The 13,320-nt window shown below is 69.6% G+C and carries 14 protein-coding genes; 11 read left to right on the top strand and 3 right to left on the bottom strand.

The window, feature by feature from the left end:
- Positions 1-2 precede the first annotated feature (2 nt).
- The 3 genes from ON759_RS10140 to ON759_RS10130 all read right to left on the bottom strand — a co-directional run bounded on the left by ON759_RS10140 (position 3) and on the right by ON759_RS10130 (position 3,988).
- Complete coding sequence (locus ON759_RS10140; protein WP_271680252.1) at positions 3-770, bottom strand: sulfotransferase domain-containing protein; 768 nt, start codon at positions 768-770, stop codon at positions 3-5.
- Entirely contained in the window at positions 754-2,070 is a 1,317-nt protein-coding gene (locus ON759_RS10135; RefSeq protein WP_271680251.1) for an ABC transporter ATP-binding protein, read from the bottom strand. Before ON759_RS10135 ends, ON759_RS10140 begins: the two co-directional genes overlap by 17 nt.
- Positions 2,071-2,179: 109 nt before the next feature.
- Positions 2,180-3,988: a hypothetical protein gene (locus ON759_RS10130; RefSeq protein ID WP_271680250.1), complete on the bottom strand. Its 1,809-nt coding sequence runs from the start codon at positions 3,986-3,988 to the stop codon at positions 2,180-2,182.
- A 429-nt stretch (positions 3,989-4,417) separates the two neighbouring features.
- Between ON759_RS10130 and ON759_RS10125 the strand changes: the two genes are divergently transcribed.
- The 11 genes from ON759_RS10125 to ON759_RS10075 are packed head-to-tail and all read left to right on the top strand — an operon-like array spanning position 4,418 to position 13,298.
- Positions 4,418-5,215, top strand: a complete 798-nt coding sequence (locus tag ON759_RS10125) for an ABC transporter permease (RefSeq protein WP_271680249.1) — start codon at positions 4,418-4,420, stop codon at positions 5,213-5,215.
- Between the two features lie 7 nt (positions 5,216-5,222).
- Positions 5,223-6,908, top strand: a complete 1,686-nt coding sequence (locus tag ON759_RS10120; protein WP_271680248.1) for a GspE/PulE family protein — start codon at positions 5,223-5,225, stop codon at positions 6,906-6,908.
- Between the two features lie 2 nt (positions 6,909-6,910).
- Positions 6,911-8,104, top strand: coding sequence for a type II secretion system F family protein (locus ON759_RS10115; protein WP_271680247.1), 1,194 nt, complete (start codon positions 6,911-6,913; stop codon positions 8,102-8,104).
- Between the two features lie 51 nt (positions 8,105-8,155).
- Positions 8,156-8,596: a type II secretion system major pseudopilin GspG gene (gene gspG, locus ON759_RS10110; protein WP_271680246.1), complete on the top strand. Its 441-nt coding sequence runs from the start codon at positions 8,156-8,158 to the stop codon at positions 8,594-8,596.
- A gap of 9 nt (positions 8,597-8,605) precedes the next feature.
- Positions 8,606-8,992: a pilus assembly FimT family protein gene (locus ON759_RS10105; RefSeq protein ID WP_271680245.1), complete on the top strand. Its 387-nt coding sequence runs from the start codon at positions 8,606-8,608 to the stop codon at positions 8,990-8,992.
- Between the two features lie 17 nt (positions 8,993-9,009).
- Positions 9,010-9,453, top strand: coding sequence for a type IV pilus modification PilV family protein (locus tag ON759_RS10100; protein ID WP_271680244.1), 444 nt, complete (start codon positions 9,010-9,012; stop codon positions 9,451-9,453).
- On the top strand, positions 9,450-10,073 hold the full coding sequence (locus tag ON759_RS10095; RefSeq protein WP_271680243.1) for a type II secretion system protein: 624 nt from the start codon (positions 9,450-9,452) through the stop codon (positions 10,071-10,073). Before ON759_RS10100 ends, ON759_RS10095 begins: the two co-directional genes overlap by 4 nt.
- A complete protein-coding gene (locus ON759_RS10090) occupies positions 10,070-11,134 on the top strand; it encodes a type II secretion system protein GspK (protein ID WP_271680242.1) in 1,065 nt (354 codons plus the stop codon). The genes ON759_RS10095 and ON759_RS10090 overlap by 4 nt, the downstream gene beginning before the upstream one ends.
- Positions 11,040-12,143, top strand: coding sequence for a hypothetical protein (locus ON759_RS10085; RefSeq protein WP_271680241.1), 1,104 nt, complete (start codon positions 11,040-11,042; stop codon positions 12,141-12,143). The genes ON759_RS10090 and ON759_RS10085 overlap by 95 nt, the downstream gene beginning before the upstream one ends.
- Complete coding sequence (locus ON759_RS10080; RefSeq protein WP_271680240.1) at positions 12,140-12,751, top strand: GspMb/PilO family protein; 612 nt, start codon at positions 12,140-12,142, stop codon at positions 12,749-12,751. The genes ON759_RS10085 and ON759_RS10080 overlap by 4 nt, the downstream gene beginning before the upstream one ends.
- The gene (locus tag ON759_RS10075) at positions 12,738-13,298 is read left to right on the top strand and encodes a hypothetical protein (protein WP_271680239.1); all 561 of its coding nucleotides are present in this window, start codon (positions 12,738-12,740) and stop codon (positions 13,296-13,298) included. The genes ON759_RS10080 and ON759_RS10075 overlap by 14 nt, the downstream gene beginning before the upstream one ends.
- Positions 13,299-13,320 lie beyond the last annotated feature (22 nt).

Raw genomic sequence — 13,320 nt, 5'->3', positions numbered from 1 at the left:
GCTCAGGCGTCGAAGTCGATGCCGTGGCGGCGTGCCAGCGCGCGCCGCTCCCGCCGGAACCGCCATCGCAGCCAGCGCATCGCCCACCCCGCTGGTGGCGTGTAGTCGCCCACGAAGACCGGCGGGTAGGGCGTCCCGGGCGGCGGTGGCGGCACGCCGAGGAATCGGCAGGCCGACGCCACGCAGGCGCCCGGATCGGCGCGCAGGTGGTCGCTGCGCAGCACCAGCACCTGCGCACGCGGGACGTGTTGCAGCAGGACGTCCAGTTGCCGCGCATAGTCGCCGCGCAATCGGTACGCATGGCGACGCATCGGCGAGCTGCGCGAGAAATCGTCGTGGTGGCCGGCCAGCCGCCAGCGTTCGAGGAGCAGGGCCAGCCACAAGGGCCAGCGTTCCCTGCCACGCGATCGCTCCATGTGGTGGTGCGAGAGGGCGCGTTCCGCCGGCTCCCGCAGCAGCACGATCCAGCGCATCGCCGGGTTGTAGCGCGCGATGCGCGCGACCACGCGCGGGTGCAGGAGGTAGAACGGCGTCGCATCGCCGTGAAGCGCATCGGCGCGCGCGGGATCGAACAACGCCGTGCACCGCGCGTCGATGTCCGCGGGCAGCCATGCCTCGTCGAAGTCGGGCGCATCGAAGACATGCCCTTCCTTGCCGGTGGGCAGGCAGAGCGCCGGATGCGCGTCGAGGTAGCGGGCCAGGGCGGACGTGCCGCCCTTCTGCGCGCCGCCGATCACGAATCGCAGCAGGGGCTCAGCCGATGGCCGCATCGTTGCCGGCGGGCTGCACGTCCACGTCCACCGGCATCGGGAACAGGCCGCTGAAGCGCTCGATGGAATTTTCCACGACCTCGAACGACAGGTTCGATTCGTAGCGGCAGAGCACGCGCCGATGGTGCTGGTGGAGCGCCGGGGCCTGCACCAGCCGCGCGCGGACCCGGTAGATGCCATTCGCCAGCCGCGTGCGGAAGCGCAGGCCCACGCGCAGGCGCTCATACCCGGCCGTGCGCACGGGCAGGCGCACGCGTTGGCCGCTGAGCGGCACGCCCCGACCGTCGAGGATGTCGATGATGCAGGCGGCATCCTCCACCTCGGCGGCGACGTGCAGGTCAGCGTGGATTTCCAGCACGTCGTCGTAGCCCAGCGCCAGGTGGCGGGCGCCCCCCGCGAAATGCAGGGCGAGCACCCCGCCGTCCTCGCTGCGGAATCCTTCGACGATCCGGATCGGCCGCGATGCCCCTTCCCGCGCAGCCTTGGCGTGCACGCGGTAGAGGTATTCCTCGATGACCTCCTCGGGGCTTCCCTGCGTCGCGACCCTGCCCTCCTCGAGCAGGATCGCGCGCTGGCAGAAAGCGCGGATCGCATTGAGGTCGTGGCCGACGAACAACAGCGTCGTCCCGCGCGCCAGGGTTTCCTGGATCCGGGTCATCGCCTTGGCCTGGAAGGCCGCGTCGCCCACCGCCAGGGCTTCGTCCACGATCAGGATGTCCGGGTCGATGTGGACCTGCACCGAGAACGCCAGGCGCAGCGCCATGCCCGAACTGTAGGTCTTGACCGGCTGGTCCACGTAGTCGCCGATGTCGGCGAACGCGATGATGTCGGCGAGGCGCGCCTCCACCTGGCGGCGATCCAGCCCCAGGATCGCGGCATTGATGTGGATGTTCTCGCGCCCGGTGAGTTCGGGGTTGAAGCCGGACCCAAGCTCCAGCAGCGCGGCGACGCGGCCGTGCGTCTCGACCGTGCCGGTGGTGGCCGGCAGCACGCCGGCGATGATCTGCAGCAGGGTGCTCTTGCCGCTGCCGTTGAGGCCGACGATGCCCAGCGCTTCGCCACGCCGGAGCGTGAAACTGATGTCTCGCAGTGCCTCGTGGACGTGGATGCGTCGCCGTGCCGACGCCTGCAGCCGCGCGGCGAGGCCCGGCAAAGCGTGCGCGAGCAGGCCGCCGGCCCGATGCAGTATCGGCACGATCAGGCGCTGCGCGGGGCTGGCCCAGGTGCGGAAGGTCTTGGAGACCGCATCGACGCGGATCGCGACCGCATCGGCTGGCTCGGGCTGGGGGGAGTGCGGCATGGGCGGCGTATTGTGCCGCGCGTGGCGGGTGGCGGCCAGCCTGCCGCGCCCCAAAAGAAAACGGGCGGCCCGGAGGCCGCCCGTTGGTACAGCAAGTATTGCGTGACGCTTACGGACCGGAGTTGCCGAAGTTGCCGTCCGGGGTGGTCTGGCCACCGCTCGGGCCGTCGCTGCCGTTCGGGCCGCCCGGTTCATCGGTCGAACCGCCGTTGCCGTGGAAGTCCGGGGTGACTTCCTGGATGAAGTCGGACGGACGCTCACCCGGCTCGCTGGCGAAGGTGCCTTCGTTGTAGTCGCGATCGTACTGCTCACCGCGGGTGTCGCTGTCGGTGATGTTGGTCAGGACGCGCGGCAGGGCGCTGTTGACCAGGCTGGTGGCGACCAGGCCCGGGAACTCGGCGGTCACGACCGCACGCCACTTGCCATCGGTCGGGGCACCCCAGGCACCGACGGCGCCGTTGGTCCCGTTCTCGAGGTCAGCCGCATCCAGCTGCACCGACGCACCGGCCGGCACCCACACGCGGACCTGCGACGCGCCGCGAACGCCGGCGTTGTCGATGCCTTCCAGCGAGACCCAGCCGTCGGTCATGCCGCGGTTGGTCAGGCGGACGAAGCTGCGCTGGGTGGTGTTGCTGCCCGGGTTGATGGTGAAGATTTCCATCGTCGAGCCGTTGTAGCGCAGCGGCAGCAGGTTGCAGCCGGTCGGGCCGAACTGGGGCGTCTGGACCGCATTCGGACGGAAGAAGTTGGTGACGACCGTGTTGATGTGGTCGTCGATCACGCGGTCGGTGCCGGCGAAGGCGCACACGGTCAGGCGGTTCACGAACGAACCGGTCGCCAGGTTCAGGCCAGCCTGCGCCGCCGTGTACTGGAAGATCACGGTCTGGCCGGAGATGGTGCCGGCGTCGATGATGGTGCCCGACGAGCAGCTGCCCTGGACCAGGTACACCTCGTCATCGATGCCCGCGCCGTTCTCGAACGCATTCCAGTCGTCGCCGCCGTTGCCGGTGATGACGGTGGTGAACTGGTCGGTGACCAGGAAGGCGAAGTTGCCGGCACCGGTGTTGGTGATGGTCACGTCGCCCAGGTCGATGGTCTGCGAGTCGTAGTCGGTCTCGGACTGGAAGCTGCCGCCGGCCGAGTCGACCGCCGTGCCCAGCTTGCCGTCGAAGCTGAAGCGGGTCTTCGGGTACTGGCTCTCGTTCCAGTTGTCGGCAACGTCGATGTACTTGTCGACTTCCGAACCGACGCTGTCGGCGCAGGCCTGCACGCCGCTGACGCGGTTCAGGATGGTGCGCGACATGGTGGAGTTCACGAAGCGCGCGTCGTTCGAGATGTTGATCATCCAGAACTCGGCATCGACCTTGTTGGTCGCGCCGGTGGCGAACTCGTTCAGGCTGGTCAGGCGCGGGTTGTTCCAGGTCAGCAGCGTGCCGGAGCTCGGGTTGACCGGGTTCGGGGTGGTCGGGGTGAGGCGGAAGCTCGCGGTGGTGTTGCCGTTGCTGTAGCCGTCGAACGCGACGCTCCAGGTGGCGGCCAACGACGGATCCAGGACCAGGTCACCCGGCAGCGGCGGGTTGGCGGCGTCGAACAGAGCGCCGTCGGTGGTGGGCGAGCAGACCGGGACGTTGGTCGGCGGGCTGGTCGGGTTGACCATCGTGTCGTGCGGGTTGCAGCGGCTGTTCAGGGCCACGCGGACGGTGAAGCTGTCGCCGATGTTGGCGGCGTTGTCCGGCACTTCGATGTCGAAGACGATCGCCTGCGTCATCTGGTAGCTGTAGTTCGGCGCGAACAGCATCTGGTAGGCCACGTTCTCCGGGGTCGCCAGACTCGGGCTGGTGCCGTAGTTGTAGGCGGCAGCGGCGCCCGCCAAGCCCAGGCCGGCCACCAGGGCAACGGCGAGGGTGTTCTTCTTCATGCTAGACATGTCTAACTAACTCCTGTCAGTTGGTGTAGCGGATGTATGCAACTTGCTCCGATTGCACGGCCCTTGCCCGGTACCAGGAGGCAGGGCCTCCGGCAACCGGTGTCTCCCGTGGGAGCAGTATGACGTGGAATGGCGTTGGTTTTCGCGTCGGCTGCAGGCCGGGCGCAACTTCCCCCTTCTCCCCTGGTTGACCAAGTTGCACTGCGGACGCTAACCCACGGTTAAGGAATCGTCAATCCCTAGCCCTGTGAATGACTTGGGCTGCGGAGCGAAAGTGGTGCCGAATGTCGCGATCAGGGCGACCAAGCGCATGCGAGGGTTGCATGCGAGGCATTCGAACGGGATTCGATGCCGCCAGGAGCGGCCGGTTAGACTTTGCGACCGCCCGTCCTGCCCCGGCCCGAGTCCCCCGACGACGTGTTGAGCCACCTCGCCCATCCCTGGCGCCACCGCGCGCTCATCCAGATCCTGGCCTGGCGGGACATCAGCGGGCGCTACCGGGGCTCGCTGTTCGGTTCGCTGTGGTCCTTGCTCACGCCGCTGCTGATGCTCGGGGTCTTTACCTTCGTGTTCGGCGTGGTCGCCCCGACCCGCTGGCCCGGCGCGCAGGACCAGGGCATCGGCATGTTCGCGTTGCGCCTGCTGGCCGGCATGGTGGTGCACGCCCTGCTGAGCGAGGTGCTCAACCGCGCGCCCACCCTGGTGACCACCCAGCCGAACTACGTCAACAAGGTGGTGTTCCCGCTCGAGGTGCTGGGCTGGGTCGCCCTGCTGACCGCCCTGTTCCATGCCGCCATGGCGCTCATCCTGCTGCTCGTCCTCGACGGCCTGTTCGGGACCGGGTTCTCGGCGACGCAGTTGGCCCTGCCGCTGGTGCTGGCGCCGTTCGCCCTGCTCCTGCTGGGCCTGTGCTGGATGTTCGCCGCGCTAGGGGTCTACCTGCGCGACCTGGCGCAGCTGGTCGGTCCGCTGGTCATGGTCACCATGTTCCTCGGACCGGTGTTCTATCCCCGTGCGGCGATGCCGGCCGCGGCGCAGCCCTGGCTGGCCCTGAACCCGATCACCGTCCCGGTGGAACAGGTGCGCCGGGTCGTATTCGATGGCCAGTGGCCCGAATGGGGCGTCCTGGCGCAGTATGCGGCGATCGCCCTGGCCGTCTACCTGTTCGGCCTCTGGGCCTTCTCCAAGCTCAAGAAGGGATTCGCCGATGTCATCTGAGGCCGCGATGCGGACCGCTCCGCGCGACCGCCTGCTGGGCGAGCTCCTGCTCGAAGCCGGGCTGGTCGGCGCCAACGACTTGGAACGCGGGCTGGCCCTGCAGCAGAAGATCGGCGGGCGCATCGGCAGCGTGCTGATGCGGATCGGCGCGGTCAGCGAGGACAACCTGCTGCAGGTGCTGAGCCGGCAACTGGGCTTGCCGGTGATGGGGGCGGACGTGCCCGCCCCCGACGAGGACGTGGTGCGGGTGTTGGCGGCGCAGGCGCCGGTCGGCATCGATTGGCTGCTGGACCAGCAGGTGCTGGTCTGGCCGGGCGAGGGCAGCGACCTGTTCTGCGCGGCGCGCGATCCGCTGCAGCCCGCCTTGCGCGACTCGATGCGCCACGCGTATCCCGGCCGCCGCATCCACTGGTGCCTGTGCCGGGCGCAGGACCTCGAGCGGGCGCTGGACGGGCTGGCCCACCACGCCCGCAACGACGAGTTCGGCGGCGGCGACGAACAGCAGCTGCGCGCGATGGCCGAGGAGGCGCCGGTCGTCGAACTGGTGAGCAACCTGATGGCGCAGGCGGTGGAACAGCGTGCGTCCGACATCCACCTGGAGCCGGAAGAGCGGATCTTCGCCGTGCGCTTCCGCATCGACGGCGTCCTGCACACGCGCCTGCAGCTGCCGCGCGAACGCTTCGACGCGGTGGCCTCGCGGCTCAAGCTGATCTCCGGCATGGACATCGCCGAGCGGCGCCTGCCACAGGACGGCCGCCTGTCCACGCGCGTGGGCGGGCAGGAGATGGACATCCGCGTGTCCGCGCTGCCGGGCGTGCATGGCGAGTCGATCGTGATGCGCCTGCTGCCGAAGGAGCGCAAGGAGCTCGGGCTGGAGCGGCTCGGCTTCGAGCCCGACCACCTGGCGATGTTGAAGGCGTGGACGGCGGAGGCGAACGGCATCGTGCTGGTCACCGGCCCGACCGGCTCCGGCAAGTCGACCACCTTGTACGCGGCCCTCGCCGCGGCCAACGACGGCCTCAAGAAGATCATCACGGTCGAGGACCCGGTCGAGTTCCAGCTGCCCGCGATCACCCAGATCCAGGCGCACCCGGACATCGGCCTGACCTTCGCGAACGCCCTGCGCTCGATCCTGCGCCAGGACCCGGACGTGATCATGATCGGCGAGATCCGCGACCTGGAGACCGCGGAGATCGCGGTGCAGGCGGCGCTCACCGGCCACCTGGTGCTGAGCACCCTGCATACCAACGATGCGATCAGCGCGTTCACCCGGCTGGTCGACATGGGCGTCGAGCCGTTCCTGGTCGCCACCCCGATCCGTGCCGTGCAGGCGCAGCGCCTGGTCCGGCGCCTGTGCCCGCATTGCGCCCGGCCGCATGCGGTGCCGGCGCGCATCGAAGCCGAGGCGCGGGTGTTCGCGGAACGGGTGCTCCCGGGCGTCGCGCCGCGGTGGATGGAGGCCGTGGGCTGTTCGCAGTGCCTCAATACCGGGTATCGCGGGCGCCTGGGCATCTACGAGATGGTGCCGGTGACCGAGCGCATGCAGCACCTGATCGTGAGTGGCGCATCGGTCAACGACATGAAGGCCCTGGCGCGCGAAGAGGGCTGCCGCTTCCTGCGCGACGACGGCCTGCTGAAGGCCTGGCAGGGGTTGACCACGGTCGAGGAAGTCCTGCGCGTGGCGGGTAGCTGACGATGCCCCGTTACCACTACCAGGCCCTCAATGCCGAAGGCGTGAGCCTGGAAGGCATGCTGCGCGCCAACAACGAGCGCGAAGCCGCGCGCGCGCTGGAGCGCCGCGGGCTGGCGGTGATCGAAGTGCGCAGCGGCGAGGCTGGCGCGCGCGAACGGCGCGGCAGGTTGCGCCACGGCGACGTGATCCTGGCCCTGCAGGAATTGGCGACCATGCTCACCTCCGGCGTGAGCATCGCGGATGCGGTGGGCAGCCAGGCGCTGGGGGCGCACCACCCGCGCATCGTCGAGGCCTTCGCCGGGATGTCGCGCGACCTGCAACGCGGCCAGGCATTCTCCGCGACCCTCGCCAAGTGCGGGCTGCCGCTCCCCGAGTACGTGGTGCAGCTGGCCCGCGCCGGCGAGTTGACCGGCGAACTCGGCAAGGCCCTGCGCGACGCCGGCACGCAGATGGAATACGAGCAGCAGCTGCGCAACGAGATGCGCAACGCGCTCATCTACCCCGCGGTTCTGGTGGTGGCGGGCGTGGCCGCGGTCGCGATCATGTTCATCTTCGTGGTGCCGAAGTTCGCCTCGTTGCTGCAACAGGCGAAGGACCTGCCGCTGCTGGCGTGGGTGGTGCTGGCATTCGGGACCTGGACGCGAGAACACTTCTGGCTGCTCGTGCTGGCGATCGTCGGCGTGGGTGGTGGCCTGGCCTGGGCGCTGCGCAAGCCCGAGTTGCGCGCGCGGGCGATGGACGCCATGTCGCGCTGGCCGGTGGTCGGCCCGTGGCTGGTCGAGGCCGACACCGCGCGCTGGGCGAAGGTGCTCGGTGCACTGCTCGGCAACAAGGTGCCGCTGATGCGCGGGCTGGAGCTGGCCCAATCGGGCCTGCAACTGCCGCAGCGCCGCGCCCGCATGGGCGAGGTCACCCGTGCGGTGCGTGGAGGTGCCTCGCTCGCCGACGCGCTGGAGGACCACGATGCGCTGACCGCGACCGGGTACAACCTGGTCCGGGTCGGCGAGCGCTCCGGCAAGCTCGCATCCATGCTGGATTCATTGGCCCGCCTGTATGAAGAGGCCGGCCGCAACCGCATGAAGCGCGTGCTGATCCTGCTGGAGCCGATCGCCATCCTGGTGATCGGCAGCGCGATCGGCACCATCATCCTCGGCGTCATCCTCGCCATCACCAGCGCCAACGACCTTGCCGTCTGAGGCAGACACCGCACACAGGGGCAACCGATGCAACCTCGCCGCGTTCCTTCCATGCCGCGCCAAGCCGGCTTCACCTTGCTCGAGATGATCGTGGTGCTGGTCATCATCGGCCTGATCATGGGCCTGGTCGGGCCGCGGCTGTTCGGCCAGGCCGACAAGGCCAAGGTGCAGACCGCGGAGACCCAGGTGAAGATGCTCCGCGGCGCCCTGCAGACGATGCGGCTCGACATCAGCCGTTGGCCCACCGAGCAGGAAGGCCTGGCGCTGCTCACGACCAAGCCCGCGAATGCGGAAGCGGCGCAGGGATGGGCAGGGCCCTACCTGGACGAGGAGGTGCCGCAGGATCCCTGGGGGCATCCCTACCAGTACGCACCGCAAGCCAGCGGCAACAACCCGTTCACCCTGTATTCGTATGGCGCCGATGGCAAGCCGGGTGGGGAAGGCCAGGACGCGGACATCGGTTACGTCGCCGGCGTCGCCGCCGCGAACTGACGCGACGGGATGGACCCGCGCGGCTTCACCCTGCTGGAGATGATCGTCGTGCTCGCCATCCTCGGGTTGGCGACCGCGCTGGTCGCGCCGTCGGCGCTGCGTGGCATCGACAGCTGGAAGCGCCAGGCCGAGCTCGATTCCCTCGTGGACCAGGTGCGTGCCTTGCCCGGCACTGCGCGCGCGCGCGGCAGGGCGATCCTGGTCTCCACCGAGACCCTGGCGTCCGACCAGCCGCCGCTCCGCATCGCGCCGGAGTGGACCCTCGCGGTCGACAAGCCCTGGCGCGTGGGGGCGAATGGCGTGTGCGAAGGCGGGCAAGTGCGCGTCGGCAATGCCTATGGCAGCCGGACGCTGGACGTTGCGGCACCGTTCTGCGACCCGGTCGTGCGGCCTTGAGCGAACGACGCGAACACTTGCGCAGGTCGCGCCCGCCGGCGCCCGCCGTGCGGATGGTCGGCGGCTTCACGCTGCTGGAGGCGATCGTCGCGCTGGTGGTCTTCAGCATGGGCGCATTCGCGCTGTACGGTTGGCTGTCGACCAACACGATCGCCTTGCAGCGCATCCGCGACAGGCAGCAGGTGGAAGTCGCGATGCACTCTGCGCTGGACCTCATCCGGCGCAGCAATCCCATGGAAACGCCAGCGGGCCAGCGCCAGCTCGGCGACCTCACGGTCACCTGGAACAGCGAGCCGGTGGAGCCGCCCAAGCCCGGCGTCGACCAATCCGGCACCCCCGATGTCTTCATGGTCGGCCTGTACGACGTGCAGGTGCGCGTGACCCGCGGGGGCGATCAGCTGCATGCCTTCCACGTCCGCCAGGTGGGTTGGCGGCAGGTGCGCGAGGTGGGCGACCTGTGAGCGCGCGAGGCATCCCCTGCATCGCCGCGCGCGGTCGCGGCACCGGTTTCACGCTGATGGAAATGCTGGTCACGCTGATGCTGGTGTCGTTCGCCACCATGCTCATGTTCCAGATGCTGGGCAGTTATCGGGTCGCGCGCGAGCGCGTGCAGGCGCAGGCCGGCGGAATCGACCGCCAGGTGTTGTTCCAGGACTGGTTCCGCGACAGCGTGCACGGCCTGTTCATCAACGAGGACCTGCGCTTCGACGGGGACGGCAAAGGATTCCGCGGGACCTCGCTGAACCCGCTGTACGCGCCGGAGGGCAGTCCCACCCCGGTGGAATGGACGATCGTGCCGCGCGATGGCGGCGTCGTGGTGGCCTACGTGGAGGATGGCGCGTCGCGTTGGGCGTTGCCGTTGTCGAACACGGGGGAGGCGAAGTTCGCCTACCTGGACGAGGCGGGCGTGCTGCATGCGACCTGGCCGCCCAAGCGCGGCCTGCAGGACGCGGGGCCGACGCTGCCGGCGGCGGTGGTGCTGTCGCGTGGCGACGAGGGCCGCGATGGGGTGCAGGCGGCCGCCGTGCTCGGGCCGCTGAAGCCACCGGTGCGGCTCTACGGCGACGAGGAACTCGAATGACCCCGATGCGTCGTCCCGCGGGGTTCGTGCTGGTCCTGGTGCTGGCGATGCTGGTCGTGCTCGGCTTGCTGGCGGGCGGCATCGCCGCGGTCACCGCGCGCCTCGTGGCGCAGGCGCAGGAGCGCGCGCAAGGCATGCAGGACGCAGTGGACATCGCCAGCACGCGCGCGACCGTGATCTACCTGCTGACCACCCAGCGCATGACCCTCGGCGGGGTCACCGTCGACAACCTGGTCTCGATGGGCGATGCCGGCGTGCGGCCGATCGAGTCGACCGCCGACCTGGAGTCCTCGTTGCCGGTCGGCAGCGAACTCGCGCTCGACGGGCGCGTCTACCAGGGGGTGGGCGGCGCGCGCTTCTCGCTGCAGGACGACTACGGCTTGTTCGGGGTCAACTGGAATCCGCCCTGGATGCTTGACCGCCTGCTGGCGCAGGGCGGGGTGCGGTCGGTGCCGGGCGTGACCCTGCAGAACCGGCTGCTCGACTACCAGGACAAGGACGACCTGTACCGCTTGAACAGCGCCGAAGCCGATGGCTACCGCAAGGCGGGCCTGCCCCCGCCGACGAACCGCCCGCTGGCGACGCCGATGGAATTGCTGCGCGTGATGGGATGGGCGGAGGCGCTGTCCTTCATGCCGCCCGCCGAGATCAACGACACCCTGAGCGTGGACAACGTGGCGGTGGTCAATGTCAACACCGCGCCGGAGCGCGTGTTGCGCACCATCGATGGCGTCGACGAAGGCATGGCGCGACGCGCGATCGCGTACCGGAAAGTGCAACCGTTCCTGACCGAGACCGCCTTTTTCGAGTTCCTCGGCCTGCCCAAGTCGGCAGAAGCGCCGGTCGCCGTGTATCCTGCGATGTCGGGCACTTTGAAGCTATGGCCTTCGCATGGGGGGCAGGTGGGCGTGGTGCACTGGACGTTGACCCCGATCGAGGATCGCGGTCGCCCCTGGCGTGAGGATTATGAGCTCATCCAATCCCAAGCAACCGCTCAGGACGACGTGGCTTACCCGGTTCGCTCGCGGCTTTTCGCCGAGCCGGTGGCTGCGCGCAAGTGAGGGCCTGCAGCGACTGAGCGAGGGCGGCGGCGGGCAGGAATGGATCCTCGCGCGCGCCTTCTGCGCCTACACCGTCCTCGACGGCGCGGCGGTCCCGCCGCGCAAGCGGCGCGCCTTCGCCGAGATGTCGGTCGCCCGCTGGGCCCCCTTCGCCGACGTGCAATCGCACGTCGAATGGATCGGCGACAAGGCGATGGTGTGGGCGTGGTCGCGGAGCCGGGTGCTGGCGGGCGAGGATGGCGAACCTTTGCCGCCGCCGCGCCGGATCCTGCCGGAATCGTTGTTGCGCGGCGCGCCGCAGGAGCACGGCGAAGCGCTCGCCGCGATGGCGGATGGCTGCGAGGGTCGGGTCTGGCGCGGCGGCGTGATGCAGGCGTCGCGCTGGTGGCCCGCCGCGCCCGAGCTCCACGAGTGGAATGAGTTCCGGCGGGGCGCCGGTTTGTCGCCTGCGGCGATGGTGCCGGATTTGCAAGCCCTCGCGCTCGGCGAGCGCACCTGGAGCGCGCAGCGCAGGGTCGATTTCGGGGATGCCCTCGGGCAGTACCGCAATTACCTGGTGGCAGGCGCCGCCGGCCTCGCTGCAGCGGTGTTTTCCGCGTTGCTGGTGGGCGCGTTCGCGCTGAAGGCATCGATCTGGCAGGTCGAACGCGACATCGCCGACCGCGAGAAGGCGCTCGAGAAGATCATCAATGCCCGCGATGCCGCCTTGCAGGCGCAAGGCGCGATCACGCAGGCGCTCGCGCTGCGGCCGCCGGCGGGACAGCTGGAACTGCTGTCGCTCATGCCGCGGCTGTTCCGCGGCAACTGGCAGCTGGTGGAGTGGAAGATGCCGGATGCGCAGACGCTCGAAGTCACCGCGCGCATGGCCAATCCGGACCCGCGGGCCATCGTCTCCGCCTGGGAGGATTCCAAGCGCTTCGCCGACGTGACCGCGCAGCTGGGGCGGCAAGCCGATACCGTGGTGGTCAAGGCGCGCGTGCTGCGCGACAGCGCCGGGGGCAAGCCATGAGCGCGGCCGTGCCGAAATTCCTGCGCCAGGCGCATGAGGAATGGCGCGCGAATCCTCGCTTGCGCTGGGGCGCGCTGGTGGCCGGTGCGATCGCGGTGGTGTACCTGTGCCTGCTCCTGGTGGACTGGCGGCGCGACCTGCACGAGCAATACCAGCAACGGACCCTCCAGCTCTACAAGATGGCGGCGCTGTCGGGCCAGGAAGCCTGGCTCGTGCGCGCCGATCGCGCGCGCGCCGTGGCCAAGGCGGTCGATGCGGAAATCCCGCGCGCAACCACCATCGGCCTGGCCGAGGCCGAAGTGCAGACCACCGTGCGGCAACTGTTGAATGCCTTTGGCGGCAAGCTATCCAGCGATCCCAAGCCTTCGGTGCAGGTCGCGGGCCAGCCGGGCCTGTGGCGGGTGCCGTTCACCCTGCGCGGGATCACGAGCCAGGCGCAGATGCTGGAGATCCTGCGCAGGATCGAGAGCTCCCAGCGCCTGATGGTGGTGGAGGAGTTCTCCTTCAGTTTCGTGCAGGGCGCACCCAACCTCACGCTGACCGGAGTCGCCTATTTCCGGATCGGGCCGCAGGCTGCAGCGGCAGGAGGCAAGCGTGCGCCTGGTTGACGCCATCCGCCATCGCCCGTGGCTCGCGGCGGTGCTTGGCGGCGCCCTGCTGGGCGGCGTGATCGGCCTGTTCCTGCCGATCCGCGCCGCGGATCCGCCCAAGGCCGATGCCGTGGACTGGACCCTGCCGACCGCGCAGTCGCTGAAGCGGTTCCGCGAGGACCAGTACCAGCTCGTCCGCGGCGCCCGCTACTGGGGCGAATTGGCGGCGGCCGGCGGTCGTCGCGCGGCGCCCCTGAACTGGACGCCCGTGGCGATCCTGACGCGTCCATCGGTGCGCGTGGCGGTTTCGGTGGCCGGGAAGAAAGAGACCCAATGGGTGCGGCTCGGCGAAGCGCTGCCGGATGGCGCGACCCTGGTGTCGGTGACCCGCGACCGCATCTGGTTCGAGAAGGACGGTTGTCGCCGCGAGCGTCCGCTGTACCCGGGCAAGCCGGACAAGGCGACCGCCGCCGCGGATGCGTGCATCGGAGCGCCCGCCGCCACACCCACGACGCCAGCGGTGTCGCGGCGCCCGTTGCCGGCACCCGCCGGCAAGACCCCCTGATTACCTTGCGAACAAGGCTTGG

Origin of the sequence: Thermomonas mangrovi (assembly GCF_028201335.1) — a bacterium.
GTDB classification, from domain to species: domain Bacteria; phylum Pseudomonadota; class Gammaproteobacteria; order Xanthomonadales; family Xanthomonadaceae; genus Thermomonas; species Thermomonas mangrovi.
Note: the sequence above shows the minus strand (reverse complement) of the source record. Positions and strands in the feature narration are given on the sequence as shown.

What these genes read in the sequence shown, in the direction of transcription:
- ON759_RS10140 (WP_271680252.1), bottom strand. Translation starts at nt 770, where the DNA reads ATGCGGCCATCGGCTGAGCCCCTGCTGCGATTCGTGATCGGCGGCGCG.
- ON759_RS10135 (WP_271680251.1), bottom strand. Translation starts at nt 2,070, where the DNA reads ATGCCGCACTCCCCCCAGCCCGAGCCAGCCGATGCGGTCGCGATCCGC.
- ON759_RS10130 (WP_271680250.1), bottom strand. Translation starts at nt 3,988, where the DNA reads ATGAAGAAGAACACCCTCGCCGTTGCCCTGGTGGCCGGCCTGGGCTTG.
- ON759_RS10120 (WP_271680248.1), top strand. Translation starts at nt 5,223, where the DNA reads ATGCGGACCGCTCCGCGCGACCGCCTGCTGGGCGAGCTCCTGCTCGAA.
- ON759_RS10115 (WP_271680247.1), top strand. Translation starts at nt 6,911, where the DNA reads ATGCCCCGTTACCACTACCAGGCCCTCAATGCCGAAGGCGTGAGCCTG.
- gspG (WP_271680246.1), top strand. Translation starts at nt 8,156, where the DNA reads ATGCCGCGCCAAGCCGGCTTCACCTTGCTCGAGATGATCGTGGTGCTG.
- ON759_RS10105 (WP_271680245.1), top strand. Translation starts at nt 8,606, where the DNA reads ATGGACCCGCGCGGCTTCACCCTGCTGGAGATGATCGTCGTGCTCGCC.
- ON759_RS10090 (WP_271680242.1), top strand. Translation starts at nt 10,070, where the DNA reads ATGACCCCGATGCGTCGTCCCGCGGGGTTCGTGCTGGTCCTGGTGCTG.
- ON759_RS10085 (WP_271680241.1), top strand. Translation starts at nt 11,040, where the DNA reads ATGAGCTCATCCAATCCCAAGCAACCGCTCAGGACGACGTGGCTTACC.
- ON759_RS10080 (WP_271680240.1), top strand. Translation starts at nt 12,140, where the DNA reads ATGAGCGCGGCCGTGCCGAAATTCCTGCGCCAGGCGCATGAGGAATGG.